The following is an 18,166-nucleotide window of genomic DNA, read 5'->3' as shown; positions in this document are numbered from 1 at the left end:
CGACTGATCCGTTCCCGGGCTCGCGGGGTTAATGACCCCGCTGCGGGAAACGCGGACCGGGACCGCCCGCGAGCCGAGAAGGAGGCGACGATGAGCGACCAGCAGTCGGAGCAGACCCCGATGGCGGACGACGCCTACCAGCCCACCGGTACCAACGAGGAACAGGAGGACGCCGGACCCCTGGACCTCCAGGACGCGGTCGGCGAGCGCTCGTACGACGACATCCTCGACGAGGGCTACTCCCCGCCCGAACGGCCGCTGGGCGTCACCAAGCACGGCACCACCGCCGCCGAGCAGCACGAGGGCGAGACCCTGGACGAACGGCTCGGCCAGGAGGTCCCGGACGTGGACGTGCCGGCCGGCGACGAGGTCGGCGACCTGCCCGGCGGCGAGGGCGAGCCGGTCGACCCCGAGGCGGGCGCGTCCCGCGCGGGCCGTCTGGTGGCCCCGGACGAGGGCGCCCACCCGGACACCGTCAAGGAGGCGGTCGCCGCCGACGTCGGCATCGACGGGGGAGCGGCGGGCGCGGAGGAGGCGGCGGTCCACGTGGTGGAGGAGGAACCCTGACCCCCGGGCCGACGGGAGCGGCCCCGCTCCGGGCCTCCCGTCGGCTTCTCGGATCCGCCCCCGGCGTCGCGGACGACTCGGGGGCGAATCCGACCGAGACCCCTAGTCCAGCCGCTCGATCTGGCGCAACCGGTTCGTCGCGTCCAGCGCCGCCACCTTGTACGACTCCGCCAGCGTCGGGTAGTTGAAGACCGCGTCCACCAGATAGTCCACCGTGCCTCCGCAGCCCATCACGGACTGGCCGATGTGGATCAGTTCCGTGGCGCCCGAGCCGAAGCAGTGCACCCCGAGCAGGGTGCGGTCCTCGGGGGAGACCAGCAGTTTCAGCATGCCGTGGGAGTCGCCGATGATCTGCCCCCGGGCCAGTTCCCGGTACCGGGCGACGCCGGCCTCGAACGGCACCCGGTCCTCGGTGAGCTGGTCCTCGGTGCGGCCCACGAAGCTGATCTCCGGGATCGTGTAGATGCCGATCGGCTGGAGCCGGTGCATGCGCCCCGCCGGCTCCCCGCAGGCGTGGTAGGCGGCGGCCCGGCCCTGCTCCATGGAGGTCGCCGCCAGCGCCGGGAAGCCGATGACGTCCCCGACGGCGTAGATGTGCGGCACCTCGGTGCGGTAGTTCTCGTCGACCGCGATCCGCCCGCGCGGGTCCGCCGCGAGCCCCGCCCGCTCCAGGTCCAGGTCGTCGGTGAGCCCCTGCCGGCCCGCCGAGTACATCACCGTGTCCGCGGGGATCTTCTTGCCGCTCTCCAGCACGGTGAGCGTGCCCCGCTGGTGGCGCTCCACGGCGGCCACGGTCTCCCCGAACCGGAAGGTGACGGCCAGGTCCCGCAGGTGGTACTTCAGCGACTCCACGATCTCGACGTCGCACAGATCCAGCATGCCGGGCCGCTTCTCCACGACGGTCACCCTGCTGCCCAGCGCGGCGAACATCGACGCGTACTCCATGCCGATCACGCCCGCGCCGACGATCACCATGGAACGCGGCACCCGCTCCACGGAGAGCACGTTGTCCGAGTCCATGATGGTCCGCCCGTCGAACTCGACGCTGGCCGGGCGGGCCGGCCGGGTGCCGGTGGCGATGACCACGTGCTCGGCACCGATCAGCCGCTCCCGGCCCGACGCCTCGGACAGGGCGACCGTGTGCGGGTCGGTGAAGCGGGCCGTGCCGGAGTAGAGGGTTACGTGGTTGCGGGCCAGCTGGCTGCGGACGACGTCCACCTCGCGTCCGACCACGTGCCGGGTGCGTGCGGTCAGGTCGGCGACGGTGATGTCCTCCTTGAGCCGGTAGCTCTGCCCGTACAGATCACGCTGGGTGAGACCGGTCAGGTACAGCACCGCCTCGCGCAGGGTCTTCGAGGGAATGGTGCCGGTGTGCAGGGAGACCCCGCCGAGCATGTCGGCGCGGTCGACGACGGCGACCCGGCGGCCCAGCTTGGCCGCGGCGATGGCGGCCTTCTGGCCACCGGGTCCGGATCCGATGACGAGCATGTCGAATGCGAAGTCGGGCATCCCGGGAGTGTGCCAGCCGTCCGCCCGTCCGCGGAAGGGAACGGCCGCCGCCGAAATCCCCGCGCGCCCCCGAGTTGCCGCCGGCTCCCGCTCTCCTCGCCGGGACCGCGCGCCGGGCGCACAATGAGCCCATGGGCCCACGAACCGCCGACGTGAGCGCCCCCGCCCGGCTGGCCGGGCCCGAAGAGGGCATCGGCGCCGACGAACTCGCGCTCGCCACCCGCAATCACGGACTACCGCTGGAGGCGATGCGCTACGACATCACCCCGCCCGGCCTGCACTACGTCCTCACGCACTATGACATCCCCTACGTGCCGCAGGCCGGGGCCTGGCGGCTGACCGTCGACGGGCGGGTGCGCCGTCCGCTCGACCTGAGCCTCGCCGACCTGCTGTCGTTCCCGCAGGTCACCACACGGGTCACCCTGGAGTGCGCGGGCAACGGACGGGCCCTGCTCACCCCCCGCCCGGTCAGCCAGCCCTGGCTGGTCGAGGCCGTCGGCACCGCCGACTGGACCGGGGTGCCGCTGTGGCTGCTGCTCGCGGAGGCCGGCGTCGAGCCGGACGCCGTGGACGTCGTCTTCACCGGCGCCGACCACGGCGTGGAACGCGGTGTCGAACAGGACTACCGGCGCGCGCTGCCGCTCGCCGTCGCGACCGGGGGCGACCCCGAGGTACTGGTGGCCACCACCATGAACGGCGCTCCGCTGCCCCCGCAGCACGGCCGCCCGCTGCGGCTGATCGTGCCCGGCTGGTACGGCATGGCTCACGTCAAATGGCTGCGCTCGGTCACCGTGAGCGGCACACCGTTCGACGGCTTCCAGCAGACGGTGGCCTACCGGCTGCGGCAGACCGCCGACGAGCCCGGCGAACCGGTCACCCGGATCGCGCCGCGTGCCCTGCTGGTGCCGCCCGGCTTCCCCGACTTCATGTCCCGGGCCCGCACGGTGCGGCCGGGGCCGGTGACGCTGGAGGGCCGGGCCTGGTCCGGACAGGCTCCCGTCGCCGCGGTGGAGGTCAGCGCCGACGGCGGTGTGAGCTGGGGGCCCGCCGACCTCGAACCGGCCACCCCCCGGAACCGCTGGGCATGGCGGTCCTGGCGGACCACCTGGCTCGCCACCCCCGGCGACCGCGACCTCGCCGCGCGCGCCGTCGACACCGACGGCCGCGTCCAGCCCCTCGGCCAGCGGTGGAACCGCGGCGGCTTCGCCAACAACGCGGTGCGGTGGGTGCGCGTGGTGTGCGCCGACACCGTCGCCGACGGCGCCCGTCCGCGGTCATGACGCCGGCCGGGCGCTGCCTCGCCCGGCCGGTCTCCCCGTTGCTCTGCCGTTCCCCGGACGGCCCTAGGGCAGCAGCTTCTCGATCGCTGCGTGGCCCTCCGCCTCCAGCTTGCGACGCGCCCAGTCGAGGGTCTTCGGGGTGACGTCCCTGCCCGCCGCCATCACCAGGTCCTCCGGGGAGATGTCCCTCGAGGGAGCGGAGTGGAGCAGGGCGTCCGGGGTGCAGTGGTCGTCGGACGACCGGGATCCTTCGGGTGTGGATGTCGACATGATGCCTCCTCCTCGGTCCGGATGACCGCATCCGTGCCGGTGCCTTGCGAAATGGGGCACACTCTCACCATTCCCCGCCCGGGCGTACCCTGCATCCGGAAGCACTCCGGGGGCGGGTGCGGAACGCCTGCCCACGCCACACGGATGCACTCGCTCCTAAGCTGGAAAACACCCGCATCACGTACCGGGAGGCCGCGATGGCCGAGATGCCGTTTTCCGCGCACGCACCCCACAGGCCCCGCTATCTGCCGATCGCCGAGCACGGACTCATCGGTGACCTGCGCAGTGTGGCCCTTGTCGGCAGCGACGGCACGATCGACTGGTACTGCTGCCCGTCCTTCGACGACCCGAGCGTCTTCGCGGCGATCCTCGACGCCGAGCGCGGCGGCCGCTTCGAACTGGCCGCCTCCGTGCCGTCGCGCACCAAGCAGTTCTACTTCCCCGACACCAATGTGCTGATCACCCGGTTCTTCACCGAGGACGGCGTCGGCGAGGTCCAGGACTTCATGCCGGTCGCCGGGGACGGCCCGGGCGAGGAGGGCCGCCACCGGCTGATCCGGCGGGTGGTGTGCGTCCGCGGCACGGTCCCCTTCCGGGTGCTGGTCGCCCCGCGCTTCGACTACGGCGCCGCACCGCACACCCTGCGCACCCTCGACGGCCTCGTCGTGTTCGAGTCGACCGGGAGAACGCTGGCGCTCACCTCGACCGTCGCCCTGGAGTGCGACAGCCTCGACGCCCGCGCCGACTTCAAGCTCGGCGAGGGCGAGTCCGCGGTGTTCGCCCTCGACCAGGTCGACGGCCGGTTCTCCCCGCGCGGCTGCGCCCACGCCGAGGCCGAGCAGCAGTTCAACGCCACGGTCGCCTACTGGCGGCGCTGGCTGCACCAGTCCCGCTACCGGGGCCGCTGGCGCGAGATGGTGCACCGCTCCGCCCTGACCCTCAAACTGCTCACCTACGCGCCCACCGGCGCCATCGTCGCCGCCCCCACCACCAGCCTGCCCGAGCAGCTCGGCGGCGAGCGCAACTGGGACTACCGGTACGTGTGGGTGCGCGACGCCGCCTTCGCCGTGTACGCGCTGCTCCGGCTCGGCTTCAGCGGCGAGGCCGAGGCGTTCATGCGGTTCCTCACCACGCACATCAGCCCCGGCTGCGAGGACGGCACCGGCCCACTGCAGATCATGTACGGCATCGACGGCCGCTCCGACCTGCCCGAGCGGGTCCTGCCGCACCTGGAGGGCCACCAGGGCTCCGCCCCCGTCCGGGTCGGCAACGCCGCCGTCAGCCAGCTCCAGCTGGACATCTACGGCGCCCTGATCGACTCCATCTACCTCTACGACAAGTGGGCCCAGCCCATCCCCAGCGGGCAGTGGGACGACGTCTGCCACCTGGTCACCTGGGTCTGCGACAACTGGGACCAGCCGGACGAGGGCGTCTGGGAGACCCGCGGCGGCCGCAAGAACTTCCTGTACTCGCGCCTGATGTGCTGGGTCGCCATCGAACGGGCCATCCGCCTCGCCACCCACCGGGGACTGCCCGCCGACCACCGGCGCTGGAGGGAGGCCCGCGACGCCATCTACCGGCGGATCATGGACCGCGGCTGGTCCGAGCGCCGGAACGCCTTCGTGCAGTACGAGGGCGGTGACGTCCTCGACGCCTCCCTGCTGATGATGCCGCTCGCCAAGTTCATCGCCCCCACCGACCCCAAGTGGCTGTCCACCCTGGACGCCCTCACCGAGGACCTGGTCTCCGACTCCCTCGTCTACCGCTACGACCCGCAGGCCAGCCCGGACGGACTGCGGGGCGACGAAGGCACCTTCTCCATCTGTTCGTTCTGGTACGTCGAGGCACTGGTCCGGGCCGGCCGGGTCGACGAGGCCCGGCTGGCCTTCGAGAAGATGCTCACCTACGCCAACCACCTCGGCCTGTACGCCGAGGAGATCGGCCGAACCGGCGAGCAACAGGGCAATTTCCCGCAGGCGTTCACCCACCTGGCACTGATCAGCGCCGCGTTCAACCTGGACCGCGCCCTCGGCTGATCCGTCCCCGCTCTCCGGCCCCGCCGGTGTCCGCCGCGCGGGGTCCGCTCCGGTGTGTCCGCGGGTCCCGCACGGGTACCCGGGGTGTCCGAAGGCTCGAACGGCTCAGGATCACAGGAGCAGGAGCCCCCGGATGACCAGCACCAGCGAGACCGGTGATGTCACCGGTACGCGCGACAAGGACTACAACCTGATCTGGTACGTCGAGGCGTGCCTGAGCAACGCGCTGCGTCTGGAGCAGTACATCCAGGACGCCGAGCGCGACAAGGACAGCGAGGTCGTGGACCTGTTCCGCAAGGCCCAGGCCGACAGCCGCAAGGGCGCCGAGATCGGCAAGCAGCTGCTGCGCTCGCGGCTGAACGGCGGCTGACCGCCGCCCCGTTCAGGCGAACCGGGAACTCGGGACGGGCCCGGCGGACCGCACACGCGCCCGATCGCCGCACAGCCAGGTGCCCCTGACGGCCGTGGCGAACGCGGTGAACTCCGCGTCGGTGTCCGCCGGGCCCTCGCCGTCCCCGTGGTCCGGTGCGGGGTCGGCCGCGACGATTCCGGCGGCGATCTCGGCCGCCGGACGGGCGTCCGCCGGACCCCGTTCGACGCCGCCGTCCGCGCCCTGCCGCAGCTGCTCGCCCCAGGGCGCCACGATCGACTGGTGCAGCACGCCGACACTGTCCGCGGTGATCGCGGGCGGGTCGGTCCAGCAGCTCGCGTGCGCGTGCAGCACCTGGCCGGGCACGCGCTCGAAGAGGTCCCCGACGATCTCCGGGCCGCCGTCGTGCGCCGCGAGCCCGTCGAGGTCGTAGGCGACGACCACGGTGTCCGGGCGGCCGGGCTCGAACGGCTCGGCGGGCAGCCCGAGCACCTCCGCCGCGGCCAGGCCCAGGATCTCCGAGTCGCGGTCGGGCAGCAGCGACACCGAGCGCGGCCGGGCCCGCGCCGCCTCCAGCAGCGCGCGCAGCCGCAGCAGACCGCGCAGGCACTGGTTCACGTCGTCCTGGAGCCAGGCGTAGCGCCCGTTCATGCCCGACGCGAAGCCGTACGGGGAGAGGGTGCCGAGGACGGTGCCGCTGATGACGTACTGCCAGCCGCGCAGATCGGACGGGTCGAGCGGGGCCGCCCGCTCGGCGTCGGCGGCCCGCGCGAGCACCCGGTCCTGCCGGTCCCGGGCGGGCAGCCACACCTCGTCCTCCGGGGCGCCCAGAAGCGCGTGGCCGCGCCGGGCCTGCTCCAGGTCGCCCGCCATCACGGCGTTGAACACCAGCAGATACCGGTCCGGCCAGTCGGCGAACCGCTCCGCGTGACTCTCGGCCTGGCGGATGAGCGCGTCCACGGCGTCGCGGTGGCGGCCCTCGTCCTCGTACGCGGACACCAGCTCCCGCAGCACGGCGGGCGAGCCCTCGCTGCGGCGCAGCGCCTCGCGCAGCGCGGGGACGGCCAGATAGGACACACCGCGCTCGACGCACGCGTAGCCGAAGCCGTGGAGGGCCCTCGGACTGTCCGGGTCGGCGGTGAGCGCGGCGGCGGCCTCGGCGAGGTCGTCGAAGCCGGCCGAGTCCGCGGCCCGCCGCACCACCTGCGCGACCTGAGCGAGCGGCTGGTCCTCGCCCGCCGCCCGCAGTAGGCGCAGCGCGCCGGGCACGTCCCCGGACTCCAGGGAGTCCCAGGCCTTGCGGAGTTCGGAGGACTTGGGCGGGCGATTCCTGCGCGAGAACATGCCGGAGATCATCACCCGTGGGCTGTCGTGTCCTCAACGCATTTGCCGGAGGGGCGTGGTGGCGGCCGGCCGGAGGCTCAGGGCAGCGGCTGCTCCGCCCAGATGATCTTGCCCTCGGGGGTGTAGCGGGTGCCCCACCGATCGGCGAGCTGCGCCACCAGGAACAGGCCCCGGCCGCCCTCGTCGGTGCTCGCCGCGTACCGCAGATGCGGCGAGGTCGTGCTGCGGTCGGAGACCTCGCAGATCAGCGTCCGGTCGCGCAGCAGCCGTACGCCGATCGGCGCCCGCCCGTACCGGATGGCGTTGGTGACCAGCTCGCTGAGGATCAGCTCGGTCGTGAACGCCAGCTCCTCCAGACCCCAGTCCGCGAGCTGCCGGGTCACCGACGCCCGTACCTCGGAGACGGCCGCCGGTTCGGACGGCACCTGCCACTGGGCCACCCGGTCCGCACCGAGGACCCGGGTCCGGGCCACGATCAGGGCCACGTCGTCGCTCGGCCGGTTCGGGAGCCGGTCCAGCACCGTGCGGCAGGTCTCCTCCGGGGTGGCGCCCGGCGTGCGGCGCAGGGCGTCACCCAGCAGCTCCAGCCCCTCGTCGATGTCCCGCTCCCGGTCCTCCACCAGTCCGTCCGTGTACAACACCAGGCGGCTGTCCTCCGCCAGCTCCAGCTCGGCCGTCTCGAAGGGCAGCCCGCCCAGGCCCAGCGGCGGCCCCGCCGGCATCTCCGGGAACTCCACACTGCCGTCGGGACGCACCAGCGCGGGCGGCGGATGACCGGCCCGGGCCATGGTGCACCGCCGGGACACCGGGTCGTACACCGCGTAAAGGCAGGTCGCGCCCGTGACCACGGCGGCACCTTCCTCCGGGGTCTCGTCCAGGTCGATCCGCGCCACCAGCTCGTCCAGCAGACCCAGGAGTTCGTCGGGCGGCAGATCGAGGGCGGAGAAGTTGTGCACGGCCGTGCGCAGCCGGCCCATGGTCGCCGCCGCGTGCAGGCCGTGCCCCACCACATCGCCGACGACGAGCGCCACCCGGGCCCCGGACAGCGGCAGCACGTCGAACCAGTCGCCGCCCACGCCCGACTGCGCCGGCAGATAGCGGTAGGCGATGTCCAGGGCACCCTGCTCGGGCAGCGACCGCGGCAGCAGACTGCGCTGCAGGGTGACCGCCATGCTGTGCTCGCGCGTGTAGCGGCGGGCGTTGTCGATGGAGATCGCCGCCCGCGCCACCAGTTCCTCGGCGAGAGCCACCTCCTCGGAGTCGAACGCCTGCGGCTTCTCCGAACGCCAGAAGTTCGCCACCCCCAGCACCAGGCTGCCCGCCCGCAGGGGCACCGTGATCAGCGAGTGGATGCCGTACCCCAGTACCTGGTCCGTGCGCTCCAGATCCTGCGCCCGCCAGCCGGGCGCCTCGCGCAGCCGGGCCGCCACCACCGACTGCCCGGTCGTCAGGCTCCGCGCCTGCGGCGAGGTGGCCACGAACCGGATGCTTTGCCCCACCGGGTACAGCGGGGCGTCCTCGCGCAGGCCCGCGCAGGCCGTGCGCCTGAGCGCCGTCCCCGGTTTCGGCTCCTCGCCCTTCAGTACCGCGTCGAACAGGTCCACCGTCGCGAAGTCCGCGAACCGGGGCACCGCGAGCTCGGCCAGCTCCTCCGCCGTCCGGGCCACGTCCAGGCTGGTGCCGATGCCCACCCCGGCCTCGTACAGCATGTTCAGCCGCTCGCGCGCCACCTCGGCACGGCCGGCCACGGCGCGCAGTTCGGTGGAGTCGCGCAGCGTGGTGACGCTGCCCGCCGGGCCGCCGCGCAGATCGGTGGGCCGCTGGTTGATCGCCAGCAGCCGGTCCTTGACCAGCCGCACCTCGTCGGTGACGACCCGTCCCGACGCCAGCAGCGCCGCCGTCTCCCCGTCCAGGCCCAGCTCCAGCACCTTGCGCCGCTCGGCGTCGTGCGGCAGGTCCAGCAGCCGGTGCGCCTCGTCGTTGGCGAGCAGCAGCCGGCCGTCGCCGCCGACGATCAGCACGCCCTCGCGCACCGCGTGCAGCACCGCGTCGTGGTGCTCGTACATCCGGGTCATCTCGTTCGGGCCCAGTCCGTGCGTCTGGCGCAGCAGGCGTCTGCTGACCAGGGCGGTGCCCGCGGTGGCCAGCGCCATCGCCACCGCCGCCGCGGCCAGCAGCAGCGGAAGCTGCTGGTCGGCCGCCCCGCCCACATGGGCGGTGGTGATCCCGGACGACACCAGGCCGACCACCTTGCCGGCGGCGTCCTTCACCGGCACCACGACCTGCACCAGCGGGCCGATCGTGCCCTCGATGTGCTCGACGACCGTGCCGCCGGCCAGGGCAGGGGCGATGTCGCCGACGAACTTCTTGCCGATGCGGTCCGGCTTGGGGTGCGTGTAGCGGATGCCGTCGGTGTCCATCACCACGACGAAGTCCACACCGGTCGCCTCGCGCGTGGCCTCGGCCTTCGGCTGCAGGAGGGCCGTCGGATCCGGCGAGCGCAGCGCGGCCACCGTGCCGGGCGCGTTCGCGAACGTCTCGGCCACGGCGAGGGAACGGTTCGCCGCCTCGACGTCGCTGTCGTGCCGCACCTGGAGCACCTGCGCCACCACGGCAGCGACGACCAGCAGCAGCACGATCACCGCCTGGAGCACGAACACCTGACCGGCCACACTGCGCCCGGTCACCGCCGCCCGCAGCCTCCCGGGCCGCCGGCCGCCCCTCACGTGTTCGTCCTCCGGCTTCGGCCGCCGTGGTGCGCGCTGGTGCCCGGAGGGACGGGGCGGCCTGGGCCGGCCGGGCAGTCGCACCATGTGCCCATGTCTACACTGCCCGGCGCCGTCGGGCGAGACCGTCGGCAGGAGAGACCGCCCCCGACCGGGTCGAGGTGCGGCCACCGCCCTGCGCCGGTGCCGCGCGGCGCGCGGCCAGCAGCAGCGCCACGTCGTCGGGCCGGTCGGCGGCGTGCCGGGCGTTCGCGGTGAGCCGGTCGGCGACGCCCGCCAGCGACCGTCCGCCGCGCCGGCCGGCGACCGCACCGGCCCGCGCGAGCCGCACCCGCAGCGCCGCGATGCCGTCGTCTATGTCGGTGCCGGGCCGCTCCACCAGCCCGTCCGTGTACAGCGCGAGGATCGCGTCCGGCTCCAGCGGCAGTTCCGTCACCGGGTACCGGGCGTGCGGATCCACCCCGAGGACCACCCCGCCCGGTATGTCCAGCACCCGGGTCCGCCCGTCGGGGGAGCGCAGCAGCGGCGGCGGGTGGCCCGCCCGGGCCATCCGGGCGAGCCCGGTGACCGGGTCGAGCCGCAGGTAGCAGCAGCTGGCGAACTGGCCCGGGTCGAGGTCGATCAGCAGATGGTTCGTCCCGCTCAGCACCTCGTCCGGCGGCCGGTCGCCCAGCGCGAACGCCCGGACCGCGCTGCGCAGCTGGCCCATGGTGGCCGCCGCCTGCACCCCGTGCCCCTGCACATCGCCGATGACGAGCGCGAGCCCGTCACCCGCCTCGACGACGTCGTACCAGTCGCCGCCCACGTCCATGCCCTGCGTCCCCGGCAGATAGCGGCCCGCGGTCTCCACCCGCGGGTGCGTCGACAGCCGGCGCGGCAGCAGCGCCTGCTGCAGCCCGCGTGCGAGGGCCGCCTCGCTGTCGTAGCGCTGCGCCCGCTCCATGGCGTGTGCGATCAGCCCGGCCAGCGCGGTCAGCACCGTGCGCTCCTCGGTGCTGAAGCCGCGTGCCCCCTCGAAGCCGAGGATGCAGGAGCCGACCGGCCGGCCGGACGCGATCAGCGGCAGGAACGCGCGGGCGCCCTCGTCGGCGTCCAGCGGGATGCCCGGATAGGCCGCCGCCAGCTGCTCCATGGACTCGAAGAACAGCGGCCGGCCCGTGGTGAGGGTCTCCACACCCGGCACGTGGGCGTCGAGCCCTATCCCCTCGAAGGGGGCGAGGAACCCCTGCGGGAAGCCCGTCTCCCAGGCCAGGTACAGGTGCCGTTCCTGGAGCAGGTAGATGGCGAGGCGACGGCCGCCGAACGCGGGCAGCAGTTCCTGCATGACCACCGCGGAGACCTGCCGGGCGGTCACCGCGTCCGTCAGCGCGATGGCCAGGGCGATCGGCCGGTACAGCGGCTCCATCGAGTGGCCGCCCGCCACCGTGTCCTCGGGCAGGTGGACGTCGGCGACCGGCCCGACCGGCGCGTCCATCCGGCTGGCCGGCACGAGCGTGCAGGCCAGCAGGTCCGTGCCGGGGTGCACGGACACCGCGAGCCAGTCGCCCTCACCGGCCTCCTCCGACGGGGCGGCGGGCCGGTGCGCGTGGAAGTGCACCGGCTTCGCGGAGACCAGGACACCGCGCAGATGGTCGTCGTACGGCGGACCGGACAGCCAGGGCACGACCTCCCACAGCTCCCGCCCGAGCAGCTGGTCCCGGGCGCGGCCCAGGAGCCCGGCCGCGGCCTCGTTGACGTACACGACCAGCCCCAGCCGGTCCAGGCAGAGCACACCGTGCGGCAGCAGGTCCGCGGCGCCCTCCGCCGCGGCGGCCGGACCCGGGTCGAAGACGACTCCGCCGACCGTCGGCGCCGCACCCTCGTCCGCGGCCGGGCAGAGGTCCAGCAGCCGCGGTGTGCCGTCCGGCGAGCGCAGGCTGAGCGGGGCGCACGGTGGTTTGCCCTCGGCGGTCGCGCGCAGCGCGGCCAGGATCCGGTGCGCGTCGGCCGGGGCCACGGCGTCCGCGAGCGCGCTGTCCGTCCCCTCGAACTCCCCGGGCCGCAGACCGAGCAGCGTGTGCAGCCGGTCGTCCGCACGGACCGCGGAGGTCGCCGGGTTCCAGTCGAACCGTCCCACGGCGACACTCGCGGGCGGGGCCACCGGCGGCCGCACGCACAGGGGCTCCCCGTCCCAGAGGACCGCGTCCGGGTCCCCGTCGGCCAGTCCGAGCAGTTCGGCGCCTAGCCCTTCGGCCAGCCGCCCGAGCAGCTCCCGGTCCAGCAGCTCGTCCACGGACTCGGTCATCGCCGGCCGCAGCACCGTGAGGACGCCCAGCGGCTCGTCCCCGCCCGGCACCGGCACGTACACCGAGCCGAAGGGGAAGGGGAGACCCGCCGCGAGCTGGGGGTACCTGCGCATCGTCTCCGTGGCGTTCGGCAGCAACACCTGCACGCCCAGCCGGTACGCGTCGGCCACCGGGAAGGGCCGGTCCACGTGCAGCCGCCACCAGGGTCTGAACAGCCGGCCGGGGAGTCCCACCAGCACGGACAGACGCAGCAGGCGCGGGGTGCTGGAACGCAGGTACACGCCCGCGACCCGGCCGCCGGCCGCGCCGAGCGCGGCGGCCGAGGCGTCACTCAGCAGCGCGGCCAGCCGGGCCCGCGTGCGGACCTCCTGCTCGCCGCTCCCAGCCATCGGCCCTACCTCGTCCCGTGCGCCTCCGGAAGGATGACACAGCAAGAATGCGCCAGGAAGCCCACGGAACGCACCTGGGCGGAGGGGGAGTGGCAGGCCCGCGTCGCGGGGGCGGCGGCGGGAACGCGGGCCGTGTCGGGTGCCGTACCAAAAGCGCCGGTCAGCGGCTATTCGGAGCCGGCGGGGACCGTTTCCCGGGAGATGCCCGGCCGGGGCTCGCCGCCCACGCGGGCGGTCGCGGCGAACGGGTCGCCGTCGGTGCACACCAGGGTCGCCGACCGTGAGAGGACCCATCGCTGGTCCTTGCGGGGCGTGACATGGCCGAACCCGACGTCCCAGCCACCGCCGCGCCGGGTGAGGGTGGCCGCGGACAGCGGCGGCACGGCCAGGTGCCAGAAGCTCCGTTCCGGAAGGGCCAGCGCATGGATGAGCGCGGCCCGGACCACGGCCGCCTCGGTGACGGCCAGCGCGGAGCCGGTGTCGGAGGGCAGGTCGCGCAGCCAGTTCGCGGTACGGCGGCAGAAGCGGCGCACGGACTCGCCGCCGTGCGGTGCCGCGTCCGGGTCGGTGAGCCAGGCGGTGAACCCGTCGGGGTCGGTCGCCGCGAGGTCGCCGACGGTACGGCCGCACCAGGCACCGAGGTCGACGTCGCGCAGCTCGGGCTCGGCCGCCGCCGTCACCCCGAAGGCGTCGGCGGTCTGCGCGCAGCGCACCGAGGGCGCCCGGACGGCCGTCGCGTGGGCGGGGAGGGCCGCACGAGCGGCGCGAGCCATGCGCAGGCCCTGCTCGCTCAGCGGCGCGTCACCGAGGAGTGGACCCAGGGTGGCGTCACCCCCGGGCGCGCACACGAACGTGAGACGGATCGCCATAAGACCGACCTCCTCCGTCGCCCGGTCGCCAGACCGGTGGAGCGGCTGTGGCAACCCGAGGGAACGGGCCGGTGCCGCCTCGTGACTCATGTGCTCAAGCATTGGCGAACGCCACCTCCCGGCGACATAGGCCGGGTGTCCGGAACGCACCCGCCGACCGTCCGGCGCGATCCGGCCACCCGGCCGACCACGGTCCGTGGAGACACGCCCGTCCCGTCTCCGCGAAACCCGCGCGGGGAGCGCGGTTGGCGCGGACCCGCCCACGGGTACGAGGTCGACGACCATGCCGTACGGGGCCCGGCGGCCGTCCCGGAAGCGGTGGGGCGCCGCCGGGCGACGAGAGGAGCCGCGACCCGTGGCCGAGAACGCCGAGTCCGCCGCACGCACCGGCCCGGCCCCCGCCCGGGCCGGGTCCCGCGACCGCACCGGCCCGGCCCCCGCCCGACTGGCGCTGCGCACCGCCGATCTCGACGAGGCGCGCAGTGCGATCGGCACGATGTACTACGACCCCCGCATCGATCTGCTGGACTCCCGCCACCCGCTCGACACCGACTTCTCGATGGCCCGCCTCGGCCCGTTCACCGTGGGCGAGCTGTGCTGCGGCGCCGACGTCCGCATGCGCTTCGAGGACCTCCGCGCCTACCACGTGGACCTGCCCCTGACCGGCCGGCTGGCCTGGCGGCAGGGCGCCCAGCAGACCCGGCTCGCCACACCGGACCGGGCCGCGGTCTTCCAGCCCGAGGGCCGGACCACCCTGGAGCGGTGGGACGGCTCCTGTCGGCTGCTCGCCGTCAAGGTGGCCCCCGAGGCCCTGGTCCGGCACCTGGAGCTGCTCGTCGGCGACTCGCTGCGCGCCCCGCTGCGGCTCGCGCCCACCATGGACCTCACCGCCGGACCCGGCCGAAGCTGGGCGCGGCTCGTCCGGCTCGTCACCGACGAGATCGACGACGACCACGGGCTGCTGCGCCAGCCGCTGCTCGCCGCCGAACTCCAGGACTCGCTGCTCACCGGGCTGCTCCTGGCCACCGGACACCCCTGGCGGGAGGCCCTGGACCGGCCGGCGCCGCACGGCTTCGCACGCCCGGTCAAACGCGTGGTCGAGGTCATCCGCGGCCGCCCCGAACACCCGTTCACCACCACGGAACTCGCCGAGGTCGGCGGTGTGAGCGCGCGCTGGCTCCAGGAGGTGTTCCGCCGCCAGACCGGCACCACCCCCATGGGGTATCTGCGGGAGGTCCGCATGGAACGGGTCCGCGACGAGCTGCTCCGCGCCGACCCGGCGGCCACGACCGTCAGCGACGTGGCCTACCGCTGGGGCTTCGGTCACCTGGGCCGCTTCGCCGACAAGTACCGCGCCCGGTTCGGTGAACTCCCGTCGCAGACCCTGCGTTCGCGCTGAGTCCGCCTGGCCCGCAGGCTCACCCCGACGGGCTCACACCGCTGCCGCGTCCGGGTGGCGGGGCCACGTGCCCGCTCCTAGTAATGGACACGTAATGCCGCGCGCCGCACGCGGGGGCGCCGGTGCGGTCGCATCCTCCCCTGGAGCCGAGATGACCACCCGCTCTTCGTCCCCTCGTCCCGACGACTCCCTCATATCGCCCGCACCGGCCGGCACCGGCGTCCCCACGCCGTATCCCCAGCTGCTCGGCTGGCCGGCACCGGCGCCGGAGCAGCTCCCGGGCGTCCTCCACCCGGAGGACCCGCTCCCCGGCGATCCGCTGCACCAGCTGGTCCACGCGGCCGTCGCCGACCGCCCCGTGGAGGACGTCGCACAGCTCATCACGCTGCTGGAGCGTTCGCCGGAACACGCCCGGACCGCGGCCGACGCACTGCGTGCGGCCGGGGTCGACCGGTCCGTGGAGGACGTCACCCGTCTGGTGGCCCTGCTCACCGAGCCGTCCCGGGAGTCCGACAGCGCGGACCAGGTGATCCGTGCCGCCGCCGAGCGCCGCTCCCTGGAGGACGTCACCCTGCTGATGCAGCTGCTGCACCGCAATCCGGTGGAGCGCCGCTGCGGGCAGGCGGCCGTGCGGGCGGCCGCGGTGAGCCGGCCGGTCGAGGAACTCGCCGAGCTGATCAGCCGGCTGGCCGCCGAGCGGACCCGGCAGGAGAGCCCGCTGCCCGAGCCCCTGGCCCCCGAGCAGACCCGGCACCTGCCCACGTTCGCCGTCGCGGCGGCCGCGGCCGTACCCGCACCCCAGGAGGCCGACGCCCCGCCCCGGCCGGCGGAACCCGGGGCCGAGCAGCCCCGGCCCGCCAAGTCCCTCACCGTGACGGTCCGCTCCCTGCGGCACCGGCCCGCCAGGGACCGCGCCCCGAGGGACCGCGCCGCGAGCGGCTCCCCGGACGACCGGACCATCCCCGCCCCTCTGTGGACCGCCCGGGGCGCCGCGCTGCTGGTGTTCCTGTGCGGTGTGGCGCACGCCCCGCGCTACTGGACCGGACTGTCCCAGGGCGTCCTCGGCAGCACGATCGTCGTCGCGGCACTGTGCATGCTGCTGGCCCTCACCCTGCCCGCGCGGGCGGCGCAGGCCCGGCTCGTGGCGGCGACGGCCGCCGTCGGCGTCACCGCGGTGCTCGCCGTCGGACAGCTGCTCGCGGGGCGGTTCGGCCCGCGCGGCATCTCCCGGCTGTGGGACGGGACCCTGGCCCCCTCCTGGCTCGCCGGCACCGCGGCCGCGGCGGCCGCGCTGGCGGCGCTGGCCGTCCTGGCGGCCGCGCTGACGACCGGCGGCGCAGAGTCCGACGGCAGCCGATGACCCCTTCCGTCCGCGCCCGGCCGGCCCCTGTGGGGCGGGCCGGGCGCCGGCGTACGGCGCGCCGGCCGGCGATCAGGCGCCGGTGACGTCCGGCGGCAGGGGACGGGCCGCGCGCAGACTGCGCAGCGCGAGGAGCAGGACGCCGATGTCGTCCAGGTAGACGGGGTCCGGCAGCAGGTCGGTGGGCAGCAGCAGGTACGCGACCGCGCCCCAGAAGACCCAGCGGGGTCCCGTCGGCAGCCCGGCCCGCCGCAGGGTGCGCCGCGCCCGCACCAGCCGCACCAGCAGGCCGACGGCCACCGCGAGCAGCACCGCCGCGACGGCGGCGGCGACCACGATCAGGGTCGTGGTGGTGTCCATCGGGCCTCCTCCTTCGGCGGTGGTCCGTCCACCGGCGGACTACGCCGTCCGGTCCGCGCCTGCCTTGTCCGTACCGTCCGTGTTCTCCGTACCGTCGGCGTCGTCCACGTCGACCGTGGCGGCGGCCTCGGCGAGTGCCTGCGCCTGTCCGGCCGGCGAGTCGTCCGGTGCGACGTCCGGCGCGGCCTCGGGTTCGGGCGTCGTGGTACGGGTGCCCTTCACGCCGGACTTCAGCCGTTCGAAGGTTCGCGTCAACTGCTGCAGGGCGGCGGGCGTTCGGGCGGCGGGCCGCTGCGGCGGCAGCGGGGCCGGGACGTCCCGGTAGGCGGACAGTGCCTCCAGGGCCTGTTCGGCGGCCTGCTTGTACAGGTCCCGCGACTTCGCCATCGCCTCCAGTGCCTCGGCGTACATGGCGACCAGCCCGCGCTCGTGCTCCAGCTGCTCCTGAAGCGTCATCAGGGTCCAGTTGTCGCGCAGGTCGGTCAGCGCCTCCTCCGCGTCCCGGGGCAGAGGCCGGGGCAGGGCGACGAAGTCCCGCAGGGCCGCGACGAGTTCCACGGGTTCGGAACCGTCCAGGAAGAGGTTGCGCACCCGGTGCGCCCCGCCGTCGTACTCCTTGGGGGCCGGGTCCGGCGGCAGCAGTACGGCGCCGCCGCGCGGCACCTCCACGCCGAAGTCCTTCAACGCCCAGTTGACGGCGCGCAGCTGGTGCGGGGCGGCCCGGTGCTCCAACACCCGGTGCCGCAGACCGGGCGGCAGCAGCTGTGCGAGCGGCAGCCGGCCCCGCTCGTCCGGGGTCATCGCCTCGTGCACGACGACGTTGACGCACCAGGCCTCACGGGCCGCGTCCCGCAGCCGCCGGCGCATCTCCTTGTCGTCGGCGGGCAGGGCGTTGACCTGCCGGAGGTGCACGCCGGCGACACCGGCGTGGTCCCAGGAGCCGTCGTCCCCCTCGCCCGGCCCGCTCTCGGGCCAGAACAGGGTGGCCGGCGAGGGCCAGGACTCGTCCCAGGGGTGTTCCGCCTCGGCGACGAGCCGCCACTCGTGGCCCTGCGGCGGGCCCACGGGCGGTACGAGGGTCAGGCGGGCCCGCACGGTGACCGTGCCGCCGACCCGCCAGCGCGCCTCGAAGACTCTGCGGGCCGCGTCCTCCGGCACGGGCGGTTCGGCGAAGTCGTCGATGTCCCCGCTCTCCTTGTGCCGGCGCAGGGTGCGCCGGAGGACGTCCTCGGGAGCGGGACCGGTATGGCGGCCGCGGGCCGCCCAGAGGGTCTGCGGGATGGTGGCGTGGTCGGCGGCGGAGTTCGACATGAGCCAATCTGCTGATGGGGGCGGGTGCGCCTCCCAGTATCACCACTTCGCGCCGCGAAACGTCGGCGGGGGCCCGGAAGCGGCGCGTGGC

General features: G+C 74.5%; 14 protein-coding genes. 6 read left to right on the top strand and 8 right to left on the bottom strand.

The features are described 5' to 3' along the window. The first annotated feature begins 90 nt into the window (after window positions 1–90). The gene (locus BLW57_RS05225) at window positions 91–567 is read left to right on the top strand and encodes a DUF5709 domain-containing protein (RefSeq protein WP_093472481.1); all 477 of its coding nucleotides are present in this window, start codon (window positions 91–93) and stop codon (window positions 565–567) included. Between the two features lie 102 nt (window positions 568–669). Here the strand turns inward: BLW57_RS05225 and sthA are convergent, their stop codons facing one another. Continuing rightward, window positions 670–2,076, bottom strand: a complete 1,407-nt coding sequence (sthA, locus tag BLW57_RS05220; RefSeq protein WP_093472480.1) for a Si-specific NAD(P)(+) transhydrogenase — start codon at window positions 2,074–2,076, stop codon at window positions 670–672. A 131-nt stretch (window positions 2,077–2,207) separates the two neighbouring features. On the opposite strand from sthA, the gene BLW57_RS05215 reads away from it, so the two are divergent. Beyond that, window positions 2,208–3,356 (top strand): molybdopterin-dependent oxidoreductase, encoded by a 1,149-nt coding sequence (locus BLW57_RS05215; protein ID WP_093472478.1) that lies wholly within the window; start codon window positions 2,208–2,210, stop codon window positions 3,354–3,356. A 63-nt stretch (window positions 3,357–3,419) separates the two neighbouring features. Here BLW57_RS05215 and BLW57_RS05210 read toward each other — a convergent pair whose 3' ends face one another. Further along, window positions 3,420–3,626, bottom strand: coding sequence for a hypothetical protein (locus tag BLW57_RS05210; protein ID WP_093472476.1), 207 nt, complete (start codon window positions 3,624–3,626; stop codon window positions 3,420–3,422). 197 nt (window positions 3,627–3,823) lie between these two features. On the opposite strand from BLW57_RS05210, the gene BLW57_RS05205 reads away from it, so the two are divergent. Both BLW57_RS05205 and BLW57_RS05200 read left to right on the top strand, forming a co-directional pair. Further along, the gene (locus tag BLW57_RS05205; RefSeq protein ID WP_093472475.1) at window positions 3,824–5,662 is read left to right on the top strand and encodes a glycoside hydrolase family 15 protein; all 1,839 of its coding nucleotides are present in this window, start codon (window positions 3,824–3,826) and stop codon (window positions 5,660–5,662) included. Between the two features lie 133 nt (window positions 5,663–5,795). Then, on the top strand, window positions 5,796–6,032 hold the full coding sequence (locus tag BLW57_RS05200; RefSeq protein ID WP_093472473.1) for a hypothetical protein: 237 nt from the start codon (window positions 5,796–5,798) through the stop codon (window positions 6,030–6,032). Window positions 6,033–6,044: 12 nt separating this feature from the next. On the opposite strand, the gene BLW57_RS05195 is transcribed toward BLW57_RS05200, so the two are convergent. The 4 genes from BLW57_RS05195 to BLW57_RS05180 form a co-directional block, all read right to left on the bottom strand. Continuing rightward, window positions 6,045–7,376 (bottom strand): tetratricopeptide repeat protein, encoded by a 1,332-nt coding sequence (locus BLW57_RS05195; protein WP_176985468.1) that lies wholly within the window; start codon window positions 7,374–7,376, stop codon window positions 6,045–6,047. A gap of 77 nt (window positions 7,377–7,453) precedes the next feature. Further along, window positions 7,454–10,189, bottom strand: coding sequence for a SpoIIE family protein phosphatase (locus BLW57_RS05190; protein WP_093472470.1), 2,736 nt, complete (start codon window positions 10,187–10,189; stop codon window positions 7,454–7,456). Between the two features lie 10 nt (window positions 10,190–10,199). Next, entirely contained in the window at window positions 10,200–12,776 is a 2,577-nt protein-coding gene (locus BLW57_RS05185; RefSeq protein ID WP_093472468.1) for a SpoIIE family protein phosphatase, read from the bottom strand. A 167-nt stretch (window positions 12,777–12,943) separates the two neighbouring features. Further along, window positions 12,944–13,645 (bottom strand): histidine phosphatase family protein, encoded by a 702-nt coding sequence (locus BLW57_RS05180; protein ID WP_093472467.1) that lies wholly within the window; start codon window positions 13,643–13,645, stop codon window positions 12,944–12,946. A gap of 355 nt (window positions 13,646–14,000) precedes the next feature. Here BLW57_RS05180 and BLW57_RS05175 point away from each other — a divergent pair, with 355 nt between their 5' ends. Beyond that, a complete protein-coding gene (locus BLW57_RS05175; RefSeq protein ID WP_256339399.1) occupies window positions 14,001–15,044 on the top strand; it encodes an AraC family transcriptional regulator in 1,044 nt (347 codons plus the stop codon). A gap of 151 nt (window positions 15,045–15,195) precedes the next feature. Then, entirely contained in the window at window positions 15,196–16,404 is a 1,209-nt protein-coding gene (locus BLW57_RS05170; RefSeq protein WP_256339398.1) for a hypothetical protein, read from the top strand. 72 nt (window positions 16,405–16,476) lie between these two features. Here the strand turns inward: BLW57_RS05170 and BLW57_RS05165 are convergent, their stop codons facing one another. Both BLW57_RS05165 and BLW57_RS05160 read right to left on the bottom strand, forming a co-directional pair. Next, entirely contained in the window at window positions 16,477–16,764 is a 288-nt protein-coding gene (locus tag BLW57_RS05165; protein ID WP_093472464.1) for a DUF1232 domain-containing protein, read from the bottom strand. 39 nt (window positions 16,765–16,803) lie between these two features. Continuing rightward, window positions 16,804–18,075 carry a hypothetical protein gene (locus tag BLW57_RS05160; protein ID WP_256339397.1) on the bottom strand — a complete coding sequence of 424 codons (1,272 nt, stop codon included), beginning with the start codon at window positions 18,073–18,075 and terminating at the stop codon, window positions 16,804–16,806. Window positions 18,076–18,166: the final 91 nt, after the last annotated feature.

The sequence above is a fragment of the Streptomyces sp. 1222.5 genome, from assembly GCF_900105245.1.
Lineage (GTDB): Bacteria > Actinomycetota > Actinomycetes > Streptomycetales > Streptomycetaceae > Streptomyces > Streptomyces albidocamelliae.
Note: the sequence above shows the minus strand (reverse complement) of the source record. Positions and strands in the feature narration are given on the sequence as shown.

What these genes read in the sequence shown, in the direction of transcription:
- BLW57_RS05225 (WP_093472481.1), top strand. Translation starts at nt 91, where the DNA reads ATGAGCGACCAGCAGTCGGAGCAGACCCCGATGGCGGACGACGCCTAC.
- sthA (WP_093472480.1), bottom strand. Translation starts at nt 2,076, where the DNA reads ATGCCCGACTTCGCATTCGACATGCTCGTCATCGGATCCGGACCCGGT.
- BLW57_RS05215 (WP_093472478.1), top strand. Translation starts at nt 2,208, where the DNA reads ATGGGCCCACGAACCGCCGACGTGAGCGCCCCCGCCCGGCTGGCCGGG.
- BLW57_RS05210 (WP_093472476.1), bottom strand. Translation starts at nt 3,626, where the DNA reads ATGTCGACATCCACACCCGAAGGATCCCGGTCGTCCGACGACCACTGC.
- BLW57_RS05205 (WP_093472475.1), top strand. Translation starts at nt 3,824, where the DNA reads ATGGCCGAGATGCCGTTTTCCGCGCACGCACCCCACAGGCCCCGCTAT.
- BLW57_RS05200 (WP_093472473.1), top strand. Translation starts at nt 5,796, where the DNA reads ATGACCAGCACCAGCGAGACCGGTGATGTCACCGGTACGCGCGACAAG.
- BLW57_RS05195 (WP_176985468.1), bottom strand. Translation starts at nt 7,376, where the DNA reads ATGTTCTCGCGCAGGAATCGCCCGCCCAAGTCCTCCGAACTCCGCAAG.
- BLW57_RS05190 (WP_093472470.1), bottom strand. Translation starts at nt 10,189, where the DNA reads ATGGTGCGACTGCCCGGCCGGCCCAGGCCGCCCCGTCCCTCCGGGCAC.
- BLW57_RS05185 (WP_093472468.1), bottom strand. Translation starts at nt 12,776, where the DNA reads ATGGCTGGGAGCGGCGAGCAGGAGGTCCGCACGCGGGCCCGGCTGGCC.
- BLW57_RS05180 (WP_093472467.1), bottom strand. Translation starts at nt 13,645, where the DNA reads ATGGCGATCCGTCTCACGTTCGTGTGCGCGCCCGGGGGTGACGCCACC.
- BLW57_RS05170 (WP_256339398.1), top strand. Translation starts at nt 15,196, where the DNA reads ATGACCACCCGCTCTTCGTCCCCTCGTCCCGACGACTCCCTCATATCG.
- BLW57_RS05165 (WP_093472464.1), bottom strand. Translation starts at nt 16,764, where the DNA reads ATGGACACCACCACGACCCTGATCGTGGTCGCCGCCGCCGTCGCGGCG.
- BLW57_RS05160 (WP_256339397.1), bottom strand. Translation starts at nt 18,075, where the DNA reads ATGTCGAACTCCGCCGCCGACCACGCCACCATCCCGCAGACCCTCTGG.